The organism is Vagococcus sp. WN80Y (assembly GCF_059621045.1).
Window position 1 is genome coordinate 236,194 of record NZ_JCAQHY010000001.1, and the last position, 22,310, is coordinate 258,503.

At 37.5% G+C, this 22,310-nt stretch carries 25 protein-coding genes, 2 tRNA genes and 1 pseudogene; 26 read left to right on the top strand and 2 right to left on the bottom strand.

Annotated elements, in window-relative coordinates:
- The first annotated feature begins 46 nt into the window (after nt 1-46).
- The 21 genes and pseudogenes from smpB to AC5KOD_RS01250 all read left to right on the top strand — a co-directional run bounded on the left by smpB (nt 47) and on the right by AC5KOD_RS01250 (nt 17,316).
- Nucleotides 47-508, top strand: coding sequence for an SsrA-binding protein SmpB (gene smpB, locus AC5KOD_RS01150; protein ID WP_496912712.1), 462 nt, complete (start codon nt 47-49; stop codon nt 506-508).
- 612 nt (nt 509-1,120) lie between these two features.
- Entirely contained in the window at nt 1,121-1,861 is a 741-nt protein-coding gene (gene atpB / locus AC5KOD_RS01155; protein WP_496912713.1) for a F0F1 ATP synthase subunit A, read from the top strand.
- A 52-nt stretch (nt 1,862-1,913) separates the two neighbouring features.
- Nucleotides 1,914-2,132 carry a F0F1 ATP synthase subunit C gene (atpE, locus tag AC5KOD_RS01160; protein WP_126780248.1) on the top strand — a complete coding sequence of 73 codons (219 nt, stop codon included), beginning with the start codon at nt 1,914-1,916 and terminating at the stop codon, nt 2,130-2,132.
- A gap of 81 nt (nt 2,133-2,213) precedes the next feature.
- Nucleotides 2,214-2,735 (top strand): F0F1 ATP synthase subunit B, encoded by a 522-nt coding sequence (atpF, locus tag AC5KOD_RS01165; RefSeq protein ID WP_496912714.1) that lies wholly within the window; start codon nt 2,214-2,216, stop codon nt 2,733-2,735.
- Nucleotides 2,725-3,267: an ATP synthase F1 subunit delta gene (atpH, locus tag AC5KOD_RS01170; RefSeq protein WP_496912715.1), complete on the top strand. Its 543-nt coding sequence runs from the start codon at nt 2,725-2,727 to the stop codon at nt 3,265-3,267. Before atpF ends, atpH begins: the two co-directional genes overlap by 11 nt.
- A gap of 33 nt (nt 3,268-3,300) precedes the next feature.
- Nucleotides 3,301-4,836, top strand: coding sequence for a F0F1 ATP synthase subunit alpha (atpA, locus tag AC5KOD_RS01175; RefSeq protein WP_496912716.1), 1,536 nt, complete (start codon nt 3,301-3,303; stop codon nt 4,834-4,836).
- A 17-nt stretch (nt 4,837-4,853) separates the two neighbouring features.
- The gene (locus AC5KOD_RS01180) at nt 4,854-5,774 is read left to right on the top strand and encodes a F0F1 ATP synthase subunit gamma (protein ID WP_496912717.1); all 921 of its coding nucleotides are present in this window, start codon (nt 4,854-4,856) and stop codon (nt 5,772-5,774) included.
- Nucleotides 5,775-5,793: 19 nt separating this feature from the next.
- Nucleotides 5,794-7,197 carry a F0F1 ATP synthase subunit beta gene (atpD, locus tag AC5KOD_RS01185; protein WP_496912718.1) on the top strand — a complete coding sequence of 468 codons (1,404 nt, stop codon included), beginning with the start codon at nt 5,794-5,796 and terminating at the stop codon, nt 7,195-7,197.
- A gap of 16 nt (nt 7,198-7,213) precedes the next feature.
- A complete protein-coding gene (locus AC5KOD_RS01190; protein WP_496912719.1) occupies nt 7,214-7,633 on the top strand; it encodes a F0F1 ATP synthase subunit epsilon in 420 nt (139 codons plus the stop codon).
- A gap of 211 nt (nt 7,634-7,844) precedes the next feature.
- Nucleotides 7,845-8,084 (top strand): DUF1146 family protein, encoded by a 240-nt coding sequence (locus tag AC5KOD_RS01195; RefSeq protein ID WP_496912720.1) that lies wholly within the window; start codon nt 7,845-7,847, stop codon nt 8,082-8,084.
- Nucleotides 8,085-8,182: 98 nt separating this feature from the next.
- Nucleotides 8,183-9,496: a UDP-N-acetylglucosamine 1-carboxyvinyltransferase gene (gene murA / locus AC5KOD_RS01200; protein ID WP_496912721.1), complete on the top strand. Its 1,314-nt coding sequence runs from the start codon at nt 8,183-8,185 to the stop codon at nt 9,494-9,496.
- 105 nt (nt 9,497-9,601) lie between these two features.
- Nucleotides 9,602-9,781, top strand: coding sequence for a DNA-directed RNA polymerase subunit beta (locus AC5KOD_RS01205; RefSeq protein ID WP_496912722.1), 180 nt, complete (start codon nt 9,602-9,604; stop codon nt 9,779-9,781).
- Between the two features lie 243 nt (nt 9,782-10,024).
- Entirely contained in the window at nt 10,025-10,330 is a 306-nt protein-coding gene (gene yidD, locus AC5KOD_RS01210) for a membrane protein insertion efficiency factor YidD (RefSeq protein ID WP_496912723.1), read from the top strand.
- A 72-nt stretch (nt 10,331-10,402) separates the two neighbouring features.
- Nucleotides 10,403-10,753 (top strand): annotated as a pseudogene (locus AC5KOD_RS01215) (GNAT family N-acetyltransferase); the annotation flags it as partial.
- 48 nt (nt 10,754-10,801) lie between these two features.
- On the top strand, nt 10,802-11,677 hold the full coding sequence (locus tag AC5KOD_RS01220) for an ROK family protein (protein WP_496912724.1): 876 nt from the start codon (nt 10,802-10,804) through the stop codon (nt 11,675-11,677).
- Nucleotides 11,678-12,039: 362 nt separating this feature from the next.
- Nucleotides 12,040-13,221, top strand: a complete 1,182-nt coding sequence (locus AC5KOD_RS01225; protein ID WP_496912725.1) for an ABC transporter substrate-binding protein — start codon at nt 12,040-12,042, stop codon at nt 13,219-13,221.
- A gap of 86 nt (nt 13,222-13,307) precedes the next feature.
- Complete coding sequence (locus AC5KOD_RS01230) at nt 13,308-14,195, top strand: branched-chain amino acid ABC transporter permease (protein ID WP_496912726.1); 888 nt, start codon at nt 13,308-13,310, stop codon at nt 14,193-14,195.
- 10 nt (nt 14,196-14,205) lie between these two features.
- Nucleotides 14,206-15,204, top strand: a complete 999-nt coding sequence (locus tag AC5KOD_RS01235) for a branched-chain amino acid ABC transporter permease (RefSeq protein WP_496912727.1) — start codon at nt 14,206-14,208, stop codon at nt 15,202-15,204.
- Nucleotides 15,182-15,958, top strand: coding sequence for an ABC transporter ATP-binding protein (locus AC5KOD_RS01240; RefSeq protein WP_496912728.1), 777 nt, complete (start codon nt 15,182-15,184; stop codon nt 15,956-15,958). The genes AC5KOD_RS01235 and AC5KOD_RS01240 overlap by 23 nt, the downstream gene beginning before the upstream one ends.
- Nucleotides 15,958-16,662, top strand: a complete 705-nt coding sequence (locus tag AC5KOD_RS01245; protein WP_496912729.1) for an ABC transporter ATP-binding protein — start codon at nt 15,958-15,960, stop codon at nt 16,660-16,662. The genes AC5KOD_RS01240 and AC5KOD_RS01245 overlap by 1 nt, the downstream gene beginning before the upstream one ends.
- Before the next feature lie 3 nt (nt 16,663-16,665).
- A complete protein-coding gene (locus AC5KOD_RS01250; protein ID WP_496912730.1) occupies nt 16,666-17,316 on the top strand; it encodes a CBS and ACT domain-containing protein in 651 nt (216 codons plus the stop codon).
- Between the two features lie 43 nt (nt 17,317-17,359).
- On the opposite strand, the gene AC5KOD_RS01255 is transcribed toward AC5KOD_RS01250, so the two are convergent.
- Nucleotides 17,360-18,274: an AEC family transporter gene (locus AC5KOD_RS01255; protein WP_496912731.1), complete on the bottom strand. Its 915-nt coding sequence runs from the start codon at nt 18,272-18,274 to the stop codon at nt 17,360-17,362.
- A gap of 174 nt (nt 18,275-18,448) precedes the next feature.
- On the opposite strand from AC5KOD_RS01255, the gene AC5KOD_RS01260 reads away from it, so the two are divergent.
- The 4 genes from AC5KOD_RS01260 (at nt 18,449) to AC5KOD_RS01275 (ending at nt 19,277) form a co-directional block, all read left to right on the top strand.
- Nucleotides 18,449-18,679, top strand: coding sequence for a DUF2969 family protein (locus tag AC5KOD_RS01260; RefSeq protein WP_496912732.1), 231 nt, complete (start codon nt 18,449-18,451; stop codon nt 18,677-18,679).
- Between the two features lie 123 nt (nt 18,680-18,802).
- Nucleotides 18,803-18,883: transfer RNA gene (locus tag AC5KOD_RS01265), tRNA-Tyr, on the top strand.
- 11 nt (nt 18,884-18,894) lie between these two features.
- A tRNA-Gln gene (locus tag AC5KOD_RS01270) sits at nt 18,895-18,965 on the top strand.
- Nucleotides 18,966-19,115: 150 nt separating this feature from the next.
- A complete protein-coding gene (locus AC5KOD_RS01275; RefSeq protein ID WP_496912733.1) occupies nt 19,116-19,277 on the top strand; it encodes a hypothetical protein in 162 nt (53 codons plus the stop codon).
- Between the two features lie 45 nt (nt 19,278-19,322).
- Here the strand turns inward: AC5KOD_RS01275 and AC5KOD_RS01280 are convergent, their stop codons facing one another.
- Nucleotides 19,323-20,396, bottom strand: coding sequence for a GntR family transcriptional regulator (locus tag AC5KOD_RS01280; RefSeq protein ID WP_496912734.1), 1,074 nt, complete (start codon nt 20,394-20,396; stop codon nt 19,323-19,325).
- A gap of 207 nt (nt 20,397-20,603) precedes the next feature.
- Between AC5KOD_RS01280 and AC5KOD_RS01285 the strand changes: the two genes are divergently transcribed.
- Nucleotides 20,604-22,175 carry an extracellular solute-binding protein gene (locus AC5KOD_RS01285; RefSeq protein ID WP_496912735.1) on the top strand — a complete coding sequence of 524 codons (1,572 nt, stop codon included), beginning with the start codon at nt 20,604-20,606 and terminating at the stop codon, nt 22,173-22,175.
- The last annotated feature ends 135 nt before the right edge of the window (nt 22,176-22,310 follow it).

Consider the following 22,310-nt stretch of genomic DNA (forward strand, 5'->3'; position numbering starts at 1 on the left):
TGGCTGTTTAAGTTGGCATCTAGCTGTTCAATTTGGAGGTGGCAAAATGCCAAAAGGTGAAGGTCAACTGATTGCTCAGAATCGTAAAGCGCGTCATGATTTTACAGTTATTGATACAATTGAGGCGGGAATTGTACTCAAAGGAACAGAAATTAAAGCGATTCGTGCAGCAAGGATTAATCTTAAAGATGGATTTGCACGAGTGCGCAACGGAGAAGTTTACTTGTTAAATGTTCATATTAGTCCTTACGAGCAAGGGAATTTATTTAATCATGATCCACTACGAACACGTAAGTTGCTGATGCATAGGAAGCAAATTGATCGTTTAATTGGTGAAACTAAGAATCCAGGGATTACGTTAGTTCCGTTAAAACTCTATATCAAAAATGGTTTTGCTAAGGTTCTAATAGGCATAGCCAAAGGTAAGAAACAATATGATAAGCGAGAAGATTTAAAACGAAAAGACATTAATCGAGAAATTGATCGAACATTAAAGAATCGTTATTAGTCTATGAGTAGTGATTGTTTTAACAGTAATCATTTTATTCAATATGTGTTTAAGAGAGTCAAGGGATATCTTGGCTCTTTTTTTTAAGCCTAAAATTATCCTGCTAGTTGATTTAATGGTAAACTAAAGGAGTTAAGCACCTTACTGAGCCTCTTATTTTTTTAAGAAATATATGTAAAGTTATTGAACAAAAGCGAAGATTTGATGTTCTATTGTTTTTTAGGCACAGATTTCGCAAGTTTTAGTGAATTTACCTCACATATTTCTTTTAAAAGCGATGAATATTTGATACGATAGAAGCGTAGGTGACTTTTATGCGAGAGGAGAAATGAACACATAAGGTTAGGGATAAGTAATTGTTGTAATGAATAAAATATGTAAATCCTAAGGAGATTGAGTAAGAAAATGTAACAAAGAATTGTTTTAAAATATTGTGAATGAAAAATGACTGATTTTCATGAAAAGCTTTGTCTTTTAATCAAAATGGTGGTATCATAAGCAATGTTGAATAGCAAAAAGTAATAGTGCGATAAGGAAAAACTTATACTTGTTTTTCTACTATTCATCTTTGTTATTTTTATAATCTTCTCTTTGGAAAAGAGGTGAAGTAATATGGAAGAATCATCCTGGATTGTTAGAGATGTGTTTGGCTCGGGATTGGATGTCGATGTAACAGTATGTTTGATGATTTTGCTGACTTGTGCAATTATTTTCGGCGTCGTCTATTTTTGTTCTCGAAATCTCCAATTGAAGCCAACGGGGAAACAAAATTTCTTAGAAATGGTTGTCGACTTTGTGCGTAAGATATTATCTGATAACTTACCAAGTAAGGAAGTTAATAACTATCATTTATTAGCGTTTACTTTATTTCTATTTATTTTAGTTTCCAACATTCTGGGGTTAGTGACAAAAATTGGTATGCATAACCCTCAGGGAGAAGAAATTGTTTATTGGAAGAGTCCGACAGCAGATCCGCTTGTGACATTAACACTTGCAGCTATCGTGATTTTGTTAACGAATTATTTCGGTATGAAAAAATTTGGTATTAAACAGTATTTTCACAATAGTTTTGCAGAGCCAGCTAAATTTTTAATGCCAATCAAATTGATGGAAGAATTTACTAACGTGCTCACATTGGGCCTTCGTCTTTACGGGAATATTTACGCTGGGGAAGTACTTTTAACGTTAATATCTAATCTTGCAAGTAGTAAAGGAATCCTTACATTTATTCCGTCGCTACCGCTACAAATGATTTGGATCGGATTCTCAATCTTTATTGGTGCAATTCAAGCCTTTATTTTTGTCACATTATCAATGGTGTATCTCTCTCATAAAGTAGTAGCAGAGCACTAACAGCACACATATTAAAAAATAATATATGATTATTTTTAGGAGGAAATTTATTATGAATTACATCGCAGCATCTATCGCAGTTTTTGGGTCAGCAATCGCGGCCGCTTATGGTAATGGTAAAGTTATTTCTAAAACACTAGAATGTATGGCGCGTCAACCAGAAATGTCTGGTGAATTAAGAAGTACAATGTTTATCGGTGCTGGTTTAATTGAAGCTGTGCCAATTTTAGGGATTGTTGTAGCGTTATTATTAGTATTCTTAGGAAATTAAAGACGAAGGCAGGACGCCGAATTATCGGACAACCGTCTCTGCTTTCTTTCTATATAAGTGAGAGAGGAAGTGCGAGCGATTATGATCAACCATTTAGTCGTAGGTAGTGTTCCAACCACTACTTTTACAACTATGCTTTTTGTAAGTTTGTCTTTTTTACTCCTGATGCTACTAATAAAAAAGTTTGCATGGGGGCCGATTACAAAGATGCTCGATGACCGAGCAACAAAAATCGCGAATGAAATTGATGGGGCTGAACAAGCAAAGCTAGAAGCAGATGAATTTGCTAAGAAAAGCGAAGACGAGTTAAATAATGCAAAGGCAGAAGCGGCTGCTATTATTAAACGCGCAAAAGAAAATGCGGAACATAGCGCTGACACAATTGTGGCAGATGCTAGACGTGAAGCACAAAATTATCGTGATAAAGCACATAAAGATATTGCGATAGAAAGAGAACAACTAATTGAGTCTGCACGTCGCGAAGTTGCAGATTTATCCATTCAAGTAGCCACTAAGATATTGAAGAAAGAATTAAATAAAGAGACTCATACTGAATTAATTAATTCTTATATTGAAGGGCTGGGATTGCAAAATGAAGACTGAGAATTTAACGATTGATCGTCGTTACGGTAAAGTTCTGTATGATACGTCAAAGGAAGAGCATCATTTGGACGAGATTCATCAAGAATTAGTAGCCTTACGCGAGATTTATGAAGAAGTACCTGAACTTGGTCGTATTTTAAGTGATGATCGTTTAGAGCCCTTCGAAAAAGTCGATATTTTGCATGAGCTTGATAAGGATTTTGGCGAGACTGTTTCCAAGTTTTTGCGGGTTATTTATGAGTATGGTCGGATGGAGGAAATTCCGCAGATTATCGACGAATTTGAACACTTTTATTATGATAACAAAGGAATTTTGGTGGCTGAGGTGACTTCGGCTATTGAATTAACAGACGAACAGGGTAAGCGCATCGAAGAAGAAGTTGCCAAGCGTTATGACTATAAAAAGGTAAAATTAAGGAAAAAGATTGATCCTGATATTTTAGGTGGGTTAATAGTGAGTGCCAATCACAAAGTAATTGATAATAGTGTTAGAAAGCAATTAGATGCGATGCACAAGGAGCTATTAAAGTAATTAAGGTAAATGAGAAAAAAGAGGTGAAAATCAGTGAGCATAAAAGCAAAAGAAATTAGTGCGCTCATTAAACAACAGATCGCTAATTATGCGGATGCTTTAGCTGTAGATGAAGTTGGTGTCGTTACGTATGTTGGTGACGGAATCGCTCGTGCCTACGGTTTAGAGAACGCTATGAGTGGCGAACTATTAGAATTTTCAAATGGCTCATTCGGTATGGCTCAAAACCTAGAATCAAATGATGTTGGGATTATTATTTTGGGCGATTTTGAGACCATTCGTGAAGGCGATAAAGTTAAGCGTACAGGTCGGATTATGGAAATACCAGTCGGAGATGCAATGATTGGACGGGTTATTAACCCCCTTGGATTGCCAGTTGATGGACTCGGTGAAATTAAAACGACTAAAACTCGCCCGATTGAAGCAACTGCTCCTGGTGTTATGCAACGTCAATCAGTTGATGAGCCATTGCAAACAGGTCTTAAAGCAATCGATGCTTTAGTTCCAGTTGGGCGTGGTCAACGTGAATTAATTATTGGAGACCGTAAAACTGGGAAGACAACGATAGCTATTGACACAATTATTAATCAAAAGGGTCAAGATATGATCTGTATTTATGTTGCAATTGGTCAAAAAGAATCAACCGTTAGAGCGCAAGTTGAAACGCTGAAACGGTTTGGCGCCATGGATTACACGATTGTTGTAACAGCTAGTGCGTCACAACCGGCCCCCCTTCTTTACATTGCCCCTTATGCGGGAGCGGCTCTTGGTGAAGAGTTTATGTATCAAGGGAAACACGTATTAGTTGTTTATGATGATTTATCGAAACAAGCGGCAGCTTATCGGGAGTTATCGTTACTATTACGTCGTCCACCAGGTCGGGAAGCTTATCCAGGAGATGTTTTCTATTTGCATTCTCGTTTATTAGAGCGAGCAGCAAAGTTAAGTGATGATTTAGGTGGCGGTTCTATGACTGCTTTACCTTTCGTTGAAACACAAGCAGGAGATATTTCCGCCTATATTCCGACGAATGTTATTTCGATAACAGATGGTCAAATTTATCTCCAAAATGATTTATTCTATTCAGGCGTTCGGCCCGCTGTGGATGCTGGTTTATCAGTATCTCGGGTTGGTGGCTCTGCTCAAATTAAAGCGATGAAAAAGGTAGCTGGGACTTTACGTCTTGATTTAGCTAGTTACCGTGAGTTAGAAGCTTTTACGCAGTTTGGTTCTGATTTAGATGCGGCGACTCAAGCAAAATTAAACCGTGGTCGTCGGACAGTTGAAATCTTGAAGCAAGATATCCATAGTCCTTTAGCTGTTGAAAAGCAAGTAACGATTCTTTATGCCTTAACTCATGGGTTTTTAGATAGCATACCTGTAGATGATATCTTACGTTTTGAGAAGGAATTATTTGATTTTATTGATGATAATTATCCTGATTTATTTGCTCATATACGTGAAACTAAGAACTTACCGGAGTCTAAGGATCTTGATGCAGCCATTAGTGAGTATCAGGGGATGTTTCTTGCAACAAGTAAGGTAGCTGAGGGTCAAGCTGACGCATAGAAGGATGGTGAAGTTGTGTGGCTGAATCATTAATTGAAATTAAACGAAAAATCACCTCGACAAAAAAAACCAGCCAAATTACGAGTGCTATGCAGATGGTCTCAGGTTCAAAGCTCAATAAATCTGAAGCTTCTTCACGAAATTTTCAAAAGTATTCAACAAAGGTTCGGGAGATTGTCACTCATTTGGCAGCAACTCAACTTGAATACATTGAAGGAGATGCTGAGATTGATTTATTTGAAGATGTTAATCCTGATGATTATCACAGCATGTTAGTATCACGACCTATCAAGAAAACGGGCTATATCGTGATTACGGCTGATAAAGGCTTAGCTGGTGGTTATAACAGCTCGGTTATCAAACAAACTTTGAATATGTTAGCTGAGGATCATGATAGCGATCAAGAGTATGTAATGATGGCTATCGGGAGTGCCGGTGCAGAATTTTTTAAAAGTCGTGGGATGAACATGGCATATGAATTGCGTGGATTAAGCGACCATCCAACCTTTGAAGAAGTCCGAAAAATTGTGAAAGCTGCCGTTCAAATGTATGAAAACGAGGTTTTTGATGAGTTGTATGTGTGCTATAATCACCATATTAATTCGTTAGCTTCTCAATTTAGGGCTGAAAAAATGTTGCCAATTTCGGATTTAGATGCTGGCGAGGTAAAAGACTATGAGCTTGAGTATATACTTGAGCCGAGTGAAGAAGCGATTCTTGATAAATTGTTACCTCAGTATGCAGAAAGTCTGATTTATGGGGCAATTTTAGATGCTAAAACGGCTGAACATGCCGCTCGTATGACAGCGATGAAGAGTGCAACAGATAATGCAAAAAATATTATTGACGATTTAACTATTTCATATAACCGAGCCCGCCAAACGGCGATTACCCAAGAAATTACGGAGATTGTTGGCGGAGCGGCGGCATTAGAGTAGTGACGGGAGGAAATGTGGAATGAATTCAGGCAAGATTGTTCAAGTAATCGGTCCCGTTGTCGACGTGGAGTTTCCATTAGATCAATCCTTACCAGACATTAACAATTCGTTAATTGTCTATAAAGCAAATTCAAAACAAAAGGTTGTCTTAGAGGTCGCTCTTGAATTGGGTGATGGTGTTATTCGCTCAATCGCCATGGAATCAACTGATGGCTTACAAAGAGGGATGGAAGTACTTGATACAGGTGCTTCAATTTCTGTTCCAGTCGGTAAAGAAACGCTTGGTCGTGTCTTTAACGTTTTGGGTGAAACAATTGATTTGGAAAAACCATTTAGCGATGATGTTGAAAAAAGTAGTATTCATAAAAAAGCTCCTACTTTTTCTGAACTAGCAACTAGTTCAGAACTTTTAGAAACAGGGATTAAAGTAATTGATTTATTGGCTCCTTATCTAAAAGGTGGGAAAGTTGGATTATTCGGTGGTGCCGGTGTTGGCAAGACCGTTCTTATCCAGGAATTAATTAATAATATTGCGCAAGAGCATGGAGGAATTTCTGTGTTTACGGGTGTTGGCGAACGAACTCGTGAAGGAAATGACCTTTATTATGAGATGAAAGAATCTGGTGTTATTGAAAAGACTGCTATGGTCTTTGGTCAAATGAATGAACCACCAGGTGCGCGGATGCGTGTTGCTTTGACGGGGTTGACGATTGCGGAATATTTCCGTGATGTAGAAGGACAGGATGTATTATTATTTATTGATAATATTTTCCGCTTCACTCAAGCTGGATCAGAAGTATCAGCATTGTTAGGCCGAATGCCGTCAGCCGTGGGTTATCAACCAACACTTGCAACTGAAATGGGGCAATTACAAGAACGTATTACGTCAACTCAAAAAGGTTCAATTACATCAATTCAAGCTATCTATGTACCAGCAGATGATTATACAGATCCGGCTCCAGCTACTGCTTTTGCCCATTTAGATGCGACGACAAACTTAGAACGTCGTTTAACAGAAATGGGGATATATCCTGCGGTTGATCCGTTAGCGTCCACTTCAAGTGCGCTAGCACCTGAGATTGTTGGAGAAGAGCATTATAAGGCTGCAACAGAAGTTCAACATATCTTACAACGTTACCGTGAATTACAAGATATTATTGCAATTTTGGGGATGGATGAGTTATCTGATGAAGAAAAAATATTAGTAGGGCGCGCTCGTCGTATTCAATTTTTCTTATCACAAAATTTCCACGTTGCTGAACAGTTTACTGGTCAAAAAGGGTCATATGTACCTGTTAAAGAAACTGTTAGAGGATTTAAAGAAATACTTGCTGGTAAGTATGATGATCTTCCAGAAGAAGCATTTCGTAGTGTTGGAAGTATCGAAGAAGTAGTTGAAAAAGCCAAAACATTAGGCTATTAGGAATGGAGGTAGAACTATGGCTCACTTAAAAGTAGAGATAGTGACTCCAGATGGTCTTAGCTATGAAAATCCTGAGGCTCAGTTAGTTGTGGTTCGAACGATTGATGGTGAGTTGGGGATTTTACCTAACCATGCGCCAATTATTGTTCCGTTATCAATTGATGAAGTTCGCATAAAAAATAGCCGTGAGAGTAAGGAACAAGACATCGTTGCTATTAATGGTGGTATTATGGAAGTACGGGATAATGTATTGACTATTATTGCTGATAGCGCGGAAAAATCAAGTGATATTGATGTGTCTCGTGCTGAGCGGGCGAAACAACGAGCAGAAGAGATAATTGAAGAAGCTAAAAAAGAACATGATATTGATCAGTTGCGTCGAGCTGAGGTTGCTTTGTCTCGTGCGATTAATCGGATTAATGTCTCGCGTAAGTAAACGATTAGATGCAGATGAGATTGATTTTATCTCATCTGCATTTTTTAATCAAAACAGTTTGAGAGGTTAGTTCGTTTAAAGTATCTTAATAGTAAAACGTTGTAACTTAGCGGAAAAAGGGGGAGTATTTGAGTACTCTTCCTTTTTTTTTCTTAGCAACTATGCTAAACTATAAACAGTTTAAAATATTATCGAGAGGATGGACCCTTTTATGCAGGTATATGGAATTGATGCGTTAGTCAGATTGGTTAGTCACTTTGCTTTTGTGTATCTAACTTTTTGGGCAATGCAGTCATTGCGTACAGAGTCCTTCTTTAAACGAGCAGACACTACCCGAGTACGCATGTTTTTCTTATTGATTTCTTTTGCAATTGGTTTTATGGCCAGTTCATTTTTCTTAGAATGCATGACGTTAGTTCGCAACTTTGTGTTAACTATTGGACAAGGTTAAATTACTATTATTAAGAAATAGTGATTTTACTATAAATGATACGCAAGGTGTGTTATACTAATCGGAGTTTGTTTTGAAATTATCTTGGGGGGAACACGATGGATCATATTATTGTTCAAGGCGGCAATCAGCTAAAAGGAAATGTCAAGATTGAGGGTGCAAAAAATGCAGTCTTACCTATTTTAGCAGCTAGCTTATTGGCAGAAGAGGGAATAACTACATTAGAAAATGTCCCGATCTTATCCGATGTTTTTATGATGAAAGAAGTAATTAAACATTTAAATACTGATATTAATTTTTCTGAAAATACAAATACAATGACGATTGATGCTAGCCGGCCATTGTTGGATGAGGCGCCGTATGAATATGTGAGTCAAATGAGAGCGTCTATTGTTGTAATGGGACCACTTTTAGCACGAAATAATCACGCTAGAGTTGCAATGCCTGGTGGTTGTGCCATTGGATCACGTCCAATTGATTTACATTTAAAAGGATTTCAAGCTCTAGGAGCAACAATTAAGCAAGAAGATGGCTATATCGAAGCTCATGCTGAAAATGGCTTGAAAGGTGCTCGGATTTATTTGGATTTCCCAAGCGTAGGAGCTACGCAAAATATTATGATGGCAGCGGTTCGTGCAAAGGGAATAACGACTATCGAGAATGTGGCTAGAGAACCTGAAATTGTTGATTTGGCTAATGTTTTAAATAAGATGGGCGCAAAAATCAGTGGTGCAGGTACTGAAACAATGAAAATCGAAGGTGTAGAGCGTTTAGTTGCTGTTTCTCATCGAATTGTTCAAGACCGAATTGAAGCGGGAACTTTCATGGTAGCTGCTGCAATGACAGCTGGAGATATTTATATTGAAGAAGCTATGATTGAACATAATGGGCCATTGGTGTCCAAATTGCGTGAAATGGGTGTTGAGGTTATTGATGAGGGTGATGGCATTCGTGTTATTGGACCTAAAACGTTGAAATCAACAGATATTAAAACGTTGCCTCATCCTGGTTTTCCAACAGATATGCAAGCACAGATGAGTGCGTTGCAAACCGTTGCAGAGGGAACTAGCGTGGTAACTGAAACGGTCTTTGAAAATCGTTACCAACATTTGGTTGAAATGGCTAAAATGGGGGCTGATTTCAAAATCGATAATAATGTTGCCTATATATACAGTCGTTCAACTTTACACGGAGCAGAGGTTGCAGCAACTGATTTAAGAGCAGCAGCGGCTTTAGTATTAGTTGGACTTGTGGCTGAGGATCAAACTAAAGTTACCCATTTGGAATATTTGGACCGAGGCTATTATAACTTCCATGAGAAGTTGAAGAGTTTAGGAGCTAAAATTGAACGTTATGACAGTACAGGTGCTGTTTTAGTAGCGAAAGAAGCATCAAGTAAAGAAAAAGTATAATTAATTAAGCGTTAGGCTAGCTATTATGATTTATGGAAATAAAAGAAGTATATTTCTTCGTCTTTAATGTCAGCCTGATATATTAGCAAAAAGGGAGATCTGTTCATGGGAACATCGACAAAATATGTCTTAAAACAATTGGTTAAGATTATCTTAGTCATTGCTTTAATAATTGGCTTGTTTGTAGCTGGTACGATGATTGGCTATGGTGTGATTGGTGACGGCAAACCAAAGGATGTTTTTAAAGAAGAAACGTGGACACATATTACCGACTTTTTTGAATAGCCAATGAAGAGGTTTGGATAAGAGGCGCATTCTGAGAAATAAGTAATGAGTTAGAGATATCATACTTTGTGTTAGAAGTAAATTATGGTTTTTCTTAGAATGTGATGATGTCGAAACAGTCAGTAGGGCTTTTGTACCACTGTATAGTTGATTGTTAGAGGGTGAGGCAGAAGTGAAAGTTACTTTTGTTTCACCCTCATTTGTCTGTTTATTAGAAAAATGCGAGTATAAGGAGGATGGTCGGTGAAAAAGTTGATAATCGGTTTTGTTAGGCTCTATCAAAAATATATTTCTCCGGGGCTACCTCGGCGTTGTCGGTATCATCCAACCTGTTCGCAATATATGGTAGATGCAGTTGGTACCCATGGCGCTTTTAAAGGATTGATCATGGGGGTAGGAAGAATTTTGCGTTGTCATCCTTTTGTGCGTGGAGGGATTGATTATGTTCCCTTGAAGTTTAGTTTACGAAAAAATCAGGATCAGGAGTATCATGGTCCATATGATAGGAGAGTTAAAAATGACTATCACTGCTCTCACAAGCACGAGTGATTTTCCATGGGAGTTGCTTTTATTAGCAGACCCTGATAGAAAAAAGTTGAACACTATGTTAGTACGTCGTACGTTTCCGTTTATCAAGATCAAGAGAAAGTATTAGGAGTTGTAGTAGTACAGAAACAAGCCGATCATCTTTTTGAAATTATGAATCTTGCAGTTGCGGAGCAGTTTCAAGGACGAGGCATTGGTCGTCAATTACTTAGTTATGTTTTATTGCAAGTTAAGAACCAAGCCCCAGTAAGTCGGATTATTATTAAGACAGGTGATATATCAGGTCCAGCTTTAGGGCTTTATAAAAGTATAGGGTTTGAAGTGGTAGAGGTTGTTGAGAATTATTTTATTGATCACTATCCAGAACCGATTTATGAAGAGGGCCAATTATTAAAACATCAAGTTATTCTAGAAAAAAGATTATAACCAAGGTATACTCAGTAATGAAAGATTATAATGAAGTGAGGGATATGAATGTCAGTTTTAGTTTTTGACTGGGGTGGCTCAGCGATTAAGTTTGGATTGTGGAAAAATGATGCTCTAGAGCGTCAAGAACAGTTCCCTACACCAAAGACATGGAATGATCTTAAAACGCAAATGAAAGCGGTAAAGGATGGTTTTGTAGAGGAAGAACTTGAAGGAGTTGCGATCAGTGCTCCAGGAGCGGTTAATAGCGCAAAAGGAGTGATTGAAGGGATTAGTGCGATTCCATATATTCATCATTTTCCAATCCAAGCGGAATTAGAAACATATTTTGGCGTACCTGTTTCTTTTGAAAACGATGCAAACTCGGCTGGGATAGCGGAAGTTTGGAAAGGGGCCGCTCGCGATTATAAAGATGTTTTGTTTCTAGTGCTTGGAACAGGTGTTGGCGGTGCTGTTATCAAAGATGGTAAAGTTGAAAAGGGCGCTCATCTATATGGAGGAGAATTTGGTCTGATTTATATTGATGGCGACCAAACATTTAGCAAAGTTGGTACAGCTGTTAAAATGGCCGATCGTTATTGTTTGCGTAATAATGTAGAAAAAGGGACTTATTCAGGTAAGGACGTTTTTCGTTTTGCAACTGAGGGAGATAAAGTTGCAGCAGAAGAAGTTGAAAAATTCTACAATTACGTGGCACGTGGTGTTTTCAGTTTACAATTTACAATGGACCCAGAGTGCATTGTGATTGGTGGAGGTGTCTCGGCTAAGCCTGGGTTACTTGAAGAGATTAATCGACGAGTGTTAGAGATGTTTGAAGAACAAGAGATTATTGATTTTAAACCTATCATTAAAACATGTGAATTTAAAAATGATGCGAATTTAATTGGTGCAGTTGCAACTTTTTATCAACAACACAGTAACTAATCAATCGACCAGTTTCGTTTCGATAACGATTATCTCTTACTTTTTGAGCAGGGAATTAATGAAGTAGCATTTTTATGAAATAATTAGGGGATGGGACGTTTGTTCCATTCTCTTTTTTATGAAGTTTGTGAATTATGTTTGAAATGAAGTGACAGAAGTGGCTGTGTAAATGTTAGCTAATTGAAGAATTTTGCTAGTTATTCCGCGGTAAATGCACAGAAAAGGGAGGAATTTTTACAAGAGGAATTATCTTCTAAATCAAATTGTCAGAAAATTCTTGACATTGGGCTCAATATCCCTTATATTTGTATACATCTTAAATGAATTAAAAAAAGAGAGACTAATATGCGGGGGTTTTAATTATGAAGAAGAAATTTGGTTTTTTGATGGCAGCATCCATGCTAGTTTTGGCAGCATGTGGTGGCGGAAATAGTGGTGGTGGTTCAGCAAGCGGAGGAAATTCGGTCGGCAAGGATGATAAGGAAATTAAGATTGGTCTTAACTTAGAATTGTCTGGAGCCGTTTCTGCATACGGTATCCAAGAGAGAGAGGCGATTGATCTAGCTGTTAAGAAAATTAACGCTGATGGTGGTATCTTAGGGAAACAAGTCAAATTAATCACTAAGGATAATAAATCTGAGACTGGTGAGGCCGTTTCAGTTGCAGCGAGTTTGACAAATGATGGAGTAGTAGCAATCATTGGCCCAGCAACATCTGGTGCAGCTAAAGCAACAATTCCTAATCTGACTAAGGCTCAAGTGCCTGCGATTACACCTTCAGGAACAGATGATGCAATTACAATTGCTAATGATAAAGTTCAAGAGTTCATTTTTAGAACATGTTATCAAGATTCATTTCAAGGTAGCATCTTGGCTAAGTATGCTTCAGAAAATCTGAAAGGCTCGAAAGCCGTGATTATCGGAGATAATTCAAGTGATTACGGAAAAGGCTTGACAACAGCTTTTAAAGAAACGTTTACTGGCGAAATTGTAGCAAATGAAAATTTTGTTGAGAAAGATAAAGACTTTAAAGCGACATTGACTAAAATTAAAGACAAAGACTTTGATTTTATCTATATTCCAGGCTACTACACAGAAGCTGGTTTAATCATTAAACAAGCACGTGAAATGGGCATCAAACAACCTATTTTAGGCGCAGATGGTTTCTCAGATCCCAAACTTGTAGAAATTGCTGGAGCTGAAAATGTTAATGACGTCTACTATACGTCTCACTTCTCTGAAAATGCGCCTGCAACTGATAAAGTTGAAGAGTTTGTTAAGGATTTTAAAGAGGAATATAAAGGTAAGACACCAAGCTCATTTAATGCTTTAGCTTATGATTCTGTCTATATGCTTAAAACAGCAATTGAAAATGCTGGTGAAGCTGACAGTGTCAAAATTAAAGATGAGTTAGCTAAATTGAAAGATTTTGTTGGTGTTACAGGTAAAATGTCAATGGATAAGGATCATAATCCTGAGAAAGCAGCAGTTGTAATTGGCTTGACTGAAGGAAAAGAAAGCAGCTCTGACATTGTAGAGCCGTAAAACTATGACAATTAATTTGTACGAAACTGGGAGGGTGAGACAACTGTCTCTCCCTCTTTATAACTTTAGATTGGAAGGGATGCAGAATGGAAATATTCTTTCAGCAGCTGATTAATGGGCTATCTCTTGGCAGTATTTATGCCTTGATCGCTCTTGGCTACACGATGGTATATGGTATTATTAAATTGATTAATTTTGCTCATGGCGAGATTTATATGTTAGGAGCCTTTACAGGTTATTATCTTATTTCGAAGGTTGGGTTACCTTTTCTACCCGCATTGCTATTATCAATGATTATTTGCTCGCTCGTCGGGGTAGCAATTGAATTTCTTGCTTATCGCCCTTTACGAGGTTCAACACGAATCGCAGCGCTAATTACTGCGATAGGGGTTTCTTTTCTAATTCAAAATGTGATGGTTTATTTTGTTGGGCCTGAGGTAAGGTCTTTTCCACAGGCAATTAAACCGAAAGTTTATGAGTTAGGTATGTTTGATATCAGCAATATTCAAATCATTATCTTAGCAACGACGATTATTTTGATGATCTTGTTACAATTTATTGTTAAAGGAACTAAGATGGGGAAAGCGATGCGAGCTGTAAGTGTTGATCCTGATGCAGCTAAATTAATGGGGATCAATGTTGACCGAACGATTTCTTTCACCTTTGCGATAGGTTCTGCTTTGGCCGCAGCTGCGGGTGTTTTGATTGGGCTTTATTACAATAGTATTGATCCTTTAATGGGTGTAACACCGGGATTGAAAGCATTCGTAGCCGCTGTATTTGGTGGGATTGGCATCATTCCGGGGGCAGCATTAGGTGGTTTTGCTATTGGCGTTATTGAAACCTTTATTAGTGGGTCGCCGATCGAAGGGATGGCGCAATATAAAGATGCGATTGTATATGCCATTTTAATTATTATTTTACTGATTAAACCTGCGGGCTTACTTGGTAAAAATGTTAAAGAGAAAGTTTAGGTGAGGACAGATGAAAAAGAATTTAAAATATAACCTTGTCTGGCTATGCCTAGCTGTTGCTGGTTTTCTACTTATTTTTGTGCTTCAACAAGTAGGGTTGATTAATTTAGTCATTCAGGATTTATTGATCACTATTGGAATCAATGTGATTTTAGCTAGTGGCTTGAACTTGATTATTGGTTTTTCTGGTCAATTTTCTTTAGGGCATGCTGGTTTTATGGCGATAGGTGCATATGCGACGGGGATGGTTGCTAATAAGTTACCAGGACTTCTGGGCTTTTTTGTTAGCATTTTAGTTGGCATGCTGATTGCAGGAGTGATTGCGGGAATGGTTGGTGTGCCGACACTCCGTTTAAAAGGAGACTATTTAGCAATTGCGACTTTAGGGATTGCGGAGATTATTCGTATTGTGATTGTCAATGGAAGCGATCAGTCTGCGGGCGGTTTGTTTGCAACTGGTGGGGCAGCTGGGATTTTTGGGATTGATGCGTTTGCTGATTGGCAGATGGTTTTTGTGTTTATGGTGATTACAACAGTTGTCATTGCTAATTACATTCACAGCAGTCCAGGTAGAGCTACTTTGGCGATTCGCGAAGATGAAATTGCCGCTGAATCGATGGGCGTTAATACGACTAAATATAAAGTAACGGCTTTTATCATTGGGGCGATGACAGCTAGCATAGCTGGCTCGTTACATGCAAGCTATGTAGGAATGATCATTCCTAAGGATTTTGCTTTTATGAAATCTGTTGATATTTTGATTATTGTTGTATTTGGTGGAATTGGAAGCCTAACAGGTACCTTTGTAGCAGCAATATTACTTGGTGTATTAAATTATTTCTTACGTGATATAGGGGAATTGCGGATGATTATTTATTCTCTGCTTTTAATCATTATCATGATTTTTAAACCAGGTGGATTATTGGGAACATGGGAGTTTTCAGTTAAAAAATTGTTGAGTAAAAAAGGAAATGGGGGCGATCGTCATGTCACTACTGGAAGTAAGTAATCTAACGAAAAATTTTGGGGGACTTGCGGCCGTTTCCAATGTCAATATTGAGCTAGCGGAAAATGAATTAGTTGGATTGATTGGTCCTAATGGAGCTGGGAAAACGACATTGTTTAATCTATTGACGGGGGTTTATGAGCCATCAGAGGGAACTGTAAAATTAACTGTTGGTGGTAAGGAAGAGCTTTTAAATGGTAAAAAGCCATATACTATTGCGGCGCTTGGGTTAAGTAGAACCTTTCAAAATATTCGGTTGTTTAAAGAGTTAACAGTTATGGATAATGTATTAATTGCTATGACTGGGAAAAATAAAGTGGGCTTGTTTACAAGTATTGCTCGCTTGCCAAAGTTTTATAAAAAAGAAGAAGAAATGCGCGTCAAAGTCATTGAGTTGTTAGCGATTTTCGATTTAGAAGATAAGATTGACACGTTGGCAAAAAATTTACCATATGGAGAGCAACGTCGTCTGGAAATTGTTAGAGCCTTAGCGACTGAGCCAAAAGTTTTGTTTTTAGATGAACCAGCAGCGGGGATGAATCCGCAAGAGACGGCTGAGTTGACGAAGTTGATTCGAAAAATTCAAAAAGAGTTTGGAATTACTATTTTACTGATTGAACATGATATGTCATTGGTTATGGATGTTTGCGAAAGATTGTATGTTTTAGAATACGGTCGATTGATCGCTAAGGGCTCTCCAGAAGAGGTTAAGAATAATCCGAAAGTAATTCAAGCGTATTTAGGCGGTGAGTTATAATGTTAAAAGTGAAAGATGTCTCTGTTCATTATGGCGTAATAGAGGCTGTTAGACAAATTAATTTTGAGGTTAATCAAGGGGAGATTGTCTCGTTAGTTGGTGCTAATGGTGCAGGGAAAACGACGATTTTAAGAACGATTTCTGGATTGATTCGTCCAACTACCGGGACTATTGAGTTTGAAGGGACGGCGATCGAAAAGGTTGCGCCACAAAAAATTGTCGCTTCAGGACTGTCTCAGGTTCCAGAAGGCCGTCATATTTTTCCAGGTTTAACGGTTTTGGAAAATTTAGAGATGGGCGCTTTTTTACGTAAAAATAAAGAAGAGAATGCTAAAATGATGAAGGAAGTCTTTGAACGCTTTCCAATATTAGCCGAACGAAAAGGTCAAGATGCTGCGACGCTTTCAGGTGGCGAACAACAAATGTTAGCTATGGGTCGAGCGTTGATGTCACAACCTAAGTTACTTCTTTTAGATGAGCCCTCAATGGGATTAGCACCGATTTTTATTAGAGAAATATTTAATATTATTCAAGATATTCAAAAACAAGGAACGACGGTCTTATTAATTGAGCAAAATGCGAATATGGCATTGTCAATTGCTGATCGCGGGTATGTGCTAGAGACTGGCAAAATAGTCTTGAGTGGAACTGGTCAAGAATTGCTGGCTAGTGAGGAAGTTCAGAAAGCTTATTTAGGAGGATAACCAATGATTGTCGAAAATTATATGTCAACTGAGTTGATAACTGTCACGAAGGAAACAAAGATTAATGCAGCGGTTGAATTAATGAATGAGCATCATATTCATCGGTTGCCGGTGATTGAAAATGGTCGGATGATTGGTCTCTTGACTGAAGGGACAATTCAGGCGGCGATGCCATCTAAAGCGACTAGCTTAAGTGTTTATGAAGCAACTTATTTGTTGAATAAAACGACGGTTGCTGATGTGATGATTAAACAAGTTGAAACGATTGAGGCAGGGGCATTAATTGAGGATGCAATTTTTAAAATGCGTCAGAAAAATGTCGGCGTTTTACCAGTTTGTTCAAATGATGGGCAGATTGTCGGGATTATTACCAATAATGATATATTTGATGCCTTTTTAGAAATTACTGGCTATAATCAAAATGGGGTTCGTTTGGCGATCGAAGTTAAAGATGACCATCAAGGTATTCTAGCTGATCTAGCTCAAACCTTTGCTGAAAATCAAATTAATGTCGTTCAAATTGTTGTATATCGGAATGAAAAGACACCAACAATTGTGGTTCAGCTGTCTAATGCAGAGGAAGAAAAGATTGACCGTATTTTGAAAGAAAAAGGATACAATGTGCTATCGTCAATTAAGACAGAAGCTAATTAAATAACAAAAAAAGCGATTCTTGAATGTGAGAATCGCTTTTTTGTCATGTAATCAGTATCATCACAAGGGTCATGATAGCCAAGCTGAGTAGGATACTGACTGATGAAATAAACCCTGTGACCTCTTCTTTAATTCCAGCTGAAACGCTATTAATAACTGCGAAAGTGGGAATTGGAGCGAATGCCAAAACAGTTAGAACAATTTTAATTAATGGATTGTTGAATGGAATAATAAAGTAAAACAAGGCGGCGAATAAAGTCGCGAAGGCATATCGCCAAGAAAGAATTTTTATAACTTTAATCAATGCTGATTTTGGCAAGTGTAACTCCAAGTAAATGCCTATCATCAGCAAGGAGAGAAAGCCATTAGCGCTCGAAAATAATTTAAAAATATCGATTGAAGACGCTGGTAAACTAATAGAAAAGCTTCTTAAAATAACCATGACTAAGTAGGTGATAAAAGTGACGGAACGTAATAGCGTTTGTGTCAATAATTGCGTAGCTTGTTTTTTATCGAAATCCGGATGGCTGCTCTCTACTAGGATTTTTGAGCCCCCGGCGATCATGATACAATTGCCGACATCAAACATAAATAGATAGGGCAGCGCCAGAGGATAAAAGCTCTGAATAAATGGTAGGGTAAAATTTCCGATATTGTAGCCAGAAATACAGTACATAAAAAAGACTCTATTTAAATAATGATCGTTACGCCAGAGAAATTTGGCCGTGAGAACCAATAGTAAATTCATCGTAATTGCGATCGCAGCTAAGGTAATAAATTCTGAGGTAACAATCATCTTATTCATTCCGACTATAACGGTTGCAGGCAAGGTTATAGTGACGATAATAGTAGAAAGAACTTTGCCATCAGATTTGGATACTAAATTAAGCTTTTTAAGAAAAAAACCGACAAGAATAATTAAAAATAATCCGAATGCATTTAATAAAATAGTAAACATACAACGACCTCCTAAGTCCTATTATGAGACTAATAGAAAGAATCTGCAACTACCTAGTTAACAATTCTTGTAAAATGTGGTATCTTGTATAGGATAGAAAAGTTACTGGATAAAATTAGTTAGTTAGGATTACTCGCTATGTAGATCTGGATTAAGTCAAGGAGAGTTGATTATATGAAAAAAAATAAAGATATAGAAGTAACAGTTGCTGAAAAGAAGCAAAATAGTAAAGGCCAGTCAGCCGAGGTTCATGAGTTAAGTATTGGTAAAAAAGTGATTGGTGAAGTAGAGAAATTGGAATCAGGCAAATTTGTTGTGACGATTGATGGTGAAGGTCCTAAATATGTAAAATCGTTTGATGAAGGATATGAGACTTTGATCAGTCATTGGAATCTTTTTCAATAGAAACAGACTGTTTTCGTAGAGAAATTCACTAAATGTAAAAAAAATAAAAATAATGACAAATAAGACTTGAAATTTTCTTGTAAATTGGGTATTATATTGAAGTCGGGTTAAATAACCTGTCTTGGAGGAGTAGCGAAGTGGCTAAACGCGACGGACTGTAAATCCGTTCCTTAGGGTTCAGTGGTTCGAATCCACTCTCCTCCATTTTTTTATTTTGGGCTATAGCCAAGCGGTAAGGCAACGGACTTTGACTCCGTCATCGTTGGTTCGAATCCAGCTAGCCCAGTTAAAAAGCTACTTTCTATATGGAAGTAGCTTTTTTGTTGTTTTAGAGTTAGTCTATTGATTGGATTTTTCAGTGAAGTTCGTTATACTAAGTATAGAGTTACGATAAAAACATCATCAGTTTATTAATTTGGAAAGGGTGACATCGGCAATGAAACAATCTGATATTAAAGAAAAAATTTATAATCGCTACCAACTATTAAAGGAAACAGCAAAAATAGACATACGCAAAGGAAATAATGACGGTAATTTCCAAGTGAAGACTCCTAGAGAGACTAAAAAGACAATTAAGTGGCGCGCTAAAGGTTATTAATAATAAAAACGACTTAGAAGCAGAAAAATGCTTCTGGGTCGTTTTTTATTTTTTTTGAGCAATGGACTGTCTGTTGATAATTTCAACATCCACTACTACTTGTTGGGGAGGTGAGGAAGGGTGTTCAATCTGATGAATTAGAATTTCAGCAGCTAACGCGCCCATTTTATGGAAATCTTGAGCAGCAGTCGTTAAAGCTGGTTCGATCAGCGAAGAGGCTTGGATATTATCAAAACCTACTATAGATAAGTCTTTTGGTAGGATTAGGCCACTTTCTTTTGCGGCAGACATAATGAGCATGGCTGTTAGGTCGTTTTCAGCTACGATTGCAGAAATATTGTAGTTTTTTGCGTATTTAACAACTTCATGATAAAAATGGTCATTGTCTTCAACTGGTTTAACATTTTCACTGTGAAATTGAATATTGTGCTCAAATAGCGCTTTTAAATAACCGAAGTAACGATCTCTCACAGTCGTGGTGCTATCAACGGCTTGCGTTGAAATATAAAGAATTTTAGTATGACCTGCTGAAATTAGTTTCTTTGTTAGGTCATAGCCGCCAGCAAAATTATTAGCCGTCACACAATTAATTTCTAAACCTTCCAATTGTTTGTCGATTGAAACCATTGGAAATTTCTGTAGTTGTCGATAATAAAGAATGTCCAGATCATTCGTGCTGGTCATCGGATAAATAATTAATCCGACGTAATTATCAAGTGAAAGCAAAAGCTCTCGTTGGTTGGCGTATTTATGCGTTTCAATATTGATAGTGTAGTGTGTTTGTCGCAGGTAAGATACAATTCCATCGGCATAAGCCGACATTCCAGTATTTTCAGCAAAGGGCATAATCAGTAGTAGCTCATGACTATCTTTGGTTTTATTTACTAGACTGGTAGCGTTAGAAGGCTCAGCCACATAACTACCTTTTCCTTGAATCCGAAAAATAATCTGTTGGTTTTCTAACTCAGTTAGGGCCCTTTTTGAGGTGATTCGACTAACGTTGTATTCTTCAGCTAAGGCGATTTCTGTGGGGAGCTGTTCGCCTGGTTTTAGAACGCCAGAGGCAATCTTTTTTGCTAAATCATCAATTATTTTTTGGTATAATGGAAGTTTCGCCATACCGTCACTCCTTACATGTTGATATATCAAATTTATTATAGCATAGAACTGATATTAATCACAAATAACCTGAAAAGGCCAATTTAAAGCTATTTATAGGAGTTCTCCCTAAATTAGAAGTTATAAAGAAAGCGTTTGACAAATAAGTTGGTATATCATATAATTTTATTTAGTTAGTGAGTATATCAATTTTAAGGAGGAGTTAAAATGAAAAAAAGTAAAAAAATAATCTCTTTGTTAGTCTTGTCAAGTGCGTTAGTGATATCTGCTTGTGGTAAGAACGATAATAAAGAAGAGGCAGCTTCAAAGGATGTTAAATCTATCTCATTGCTACGTCCTAGTTGGAATGATTTGCGACCGCCTTCAAAGGATTTGTGGATGTGGAAAGAGTATGAAAAAATGTCAGGTATGACCGTTAACTGGGAAGAGATGACAGATATCGGCGAAAAGAAGAATATCATATTAACTCGTGATAAATTACCTGATGCTTTTTATCAAGTTGATTGGAGTAATGGCGAGCTGCTTAAATACGGGCAACAAGAAATGTTTATCCCTTTAGAAGAGTTGATAAAGAAACATGCTCCAAATTTACAAAAATATTTAGAAGAAAATGATGATGTTAGAAAGGGACTGACGAGTGCAGATGGTCATATTTATGCCACGCCATACTTGGATCCTTATCCAGAAGGCAATCGAACGATTCGCTTGTGGATTAATAAAACATGGCTAGATAATTTAAAAATAGATGTTCCAACTACAACTGAAGAGTTAGAGAAAGCGTTACTGGCCTTTGTTAATGATGATCCAAATGGTAACGGTCAAAAAGATGAGCAAGGTTGGTATATGCCTAGTGGATCAATTGGTTGGACCTTTGAACAAATGATGATGGGGTCGTTTGGAATTGGTAATGGTGGACGTAAGGCTCTTGGTAATTTTATTTATATCGACAATAACGATGAGGTTCAAGTGACCATTACAGCTGATGAATACAAGGATATTTTAAAGTATGAACAGAGACTATATGAAAAAGGCGCGATTAATAATCAAGCTTTTAGTGGTGTGGAGTATGATAAATGGACAGCCGACGCTGCTAAGGATACGGTAGGAGCTTGGAACTGGGCTGCTCCTGATTATATCGGAGAATCTGTCAAAGATAATTATGTCGCCATCAATGTTTTGGCGGGGCCTAATGGAGATAGAGCATCATTAACAGATTCTCAAGTTGCAGGGGCATCAAGCCTAGTTATCACGAAAGAAGCCGCTAATCCTGGGAAAATATTGGAATGGGTTGACTTTTTTTATAGTGACGAAGGAAGTGAATTTGGTTATCTTGGAAAAGAAGGGGTAACCTATAATATTGAAGATGGTAAGAAAGTTTATATTGATGAAATACTTAATTACAAAGACGGTATAGGGCTTGGCGCTTTCCAATATGTTGATAATGTTTATGGCGGTTATTTCCCTTATGTTGAGTTACCAGCTGAAATAAGAGATGCCGCTGGACGCAAAGAAACGCCTGTTTACAAAGATTTGACGGAGGAGACATTGCCAGGTATTATGCTTCCTGATTTACCCGCGACAATTGAAGAAGCAAATCGCTCAAGTTCAATCGTTGCCGATGTCGGTAACTATGTTGGCCAAATGAGAGTGGATTTTGTTACTGGGAAAAAGGATATTGACAAAGAATGGAAGAATTATATTGAAACGTTGAAGAAAATGGGTATTGATGATTATTTAAAAATTAAACAAACACAATATAAACGATACAAAGATAGTTAACTCAGCGAAGGAACTGTGATATAAAGTTTTCTTGCTCCGACCCTACGTAAACTTCGATGTCCCTCATTTCTAAGGGCTAAAGCCCAAAGAATGATGGCTTGCAATTTTAGTTGCTTAGAAGTTTAGGACAACGAA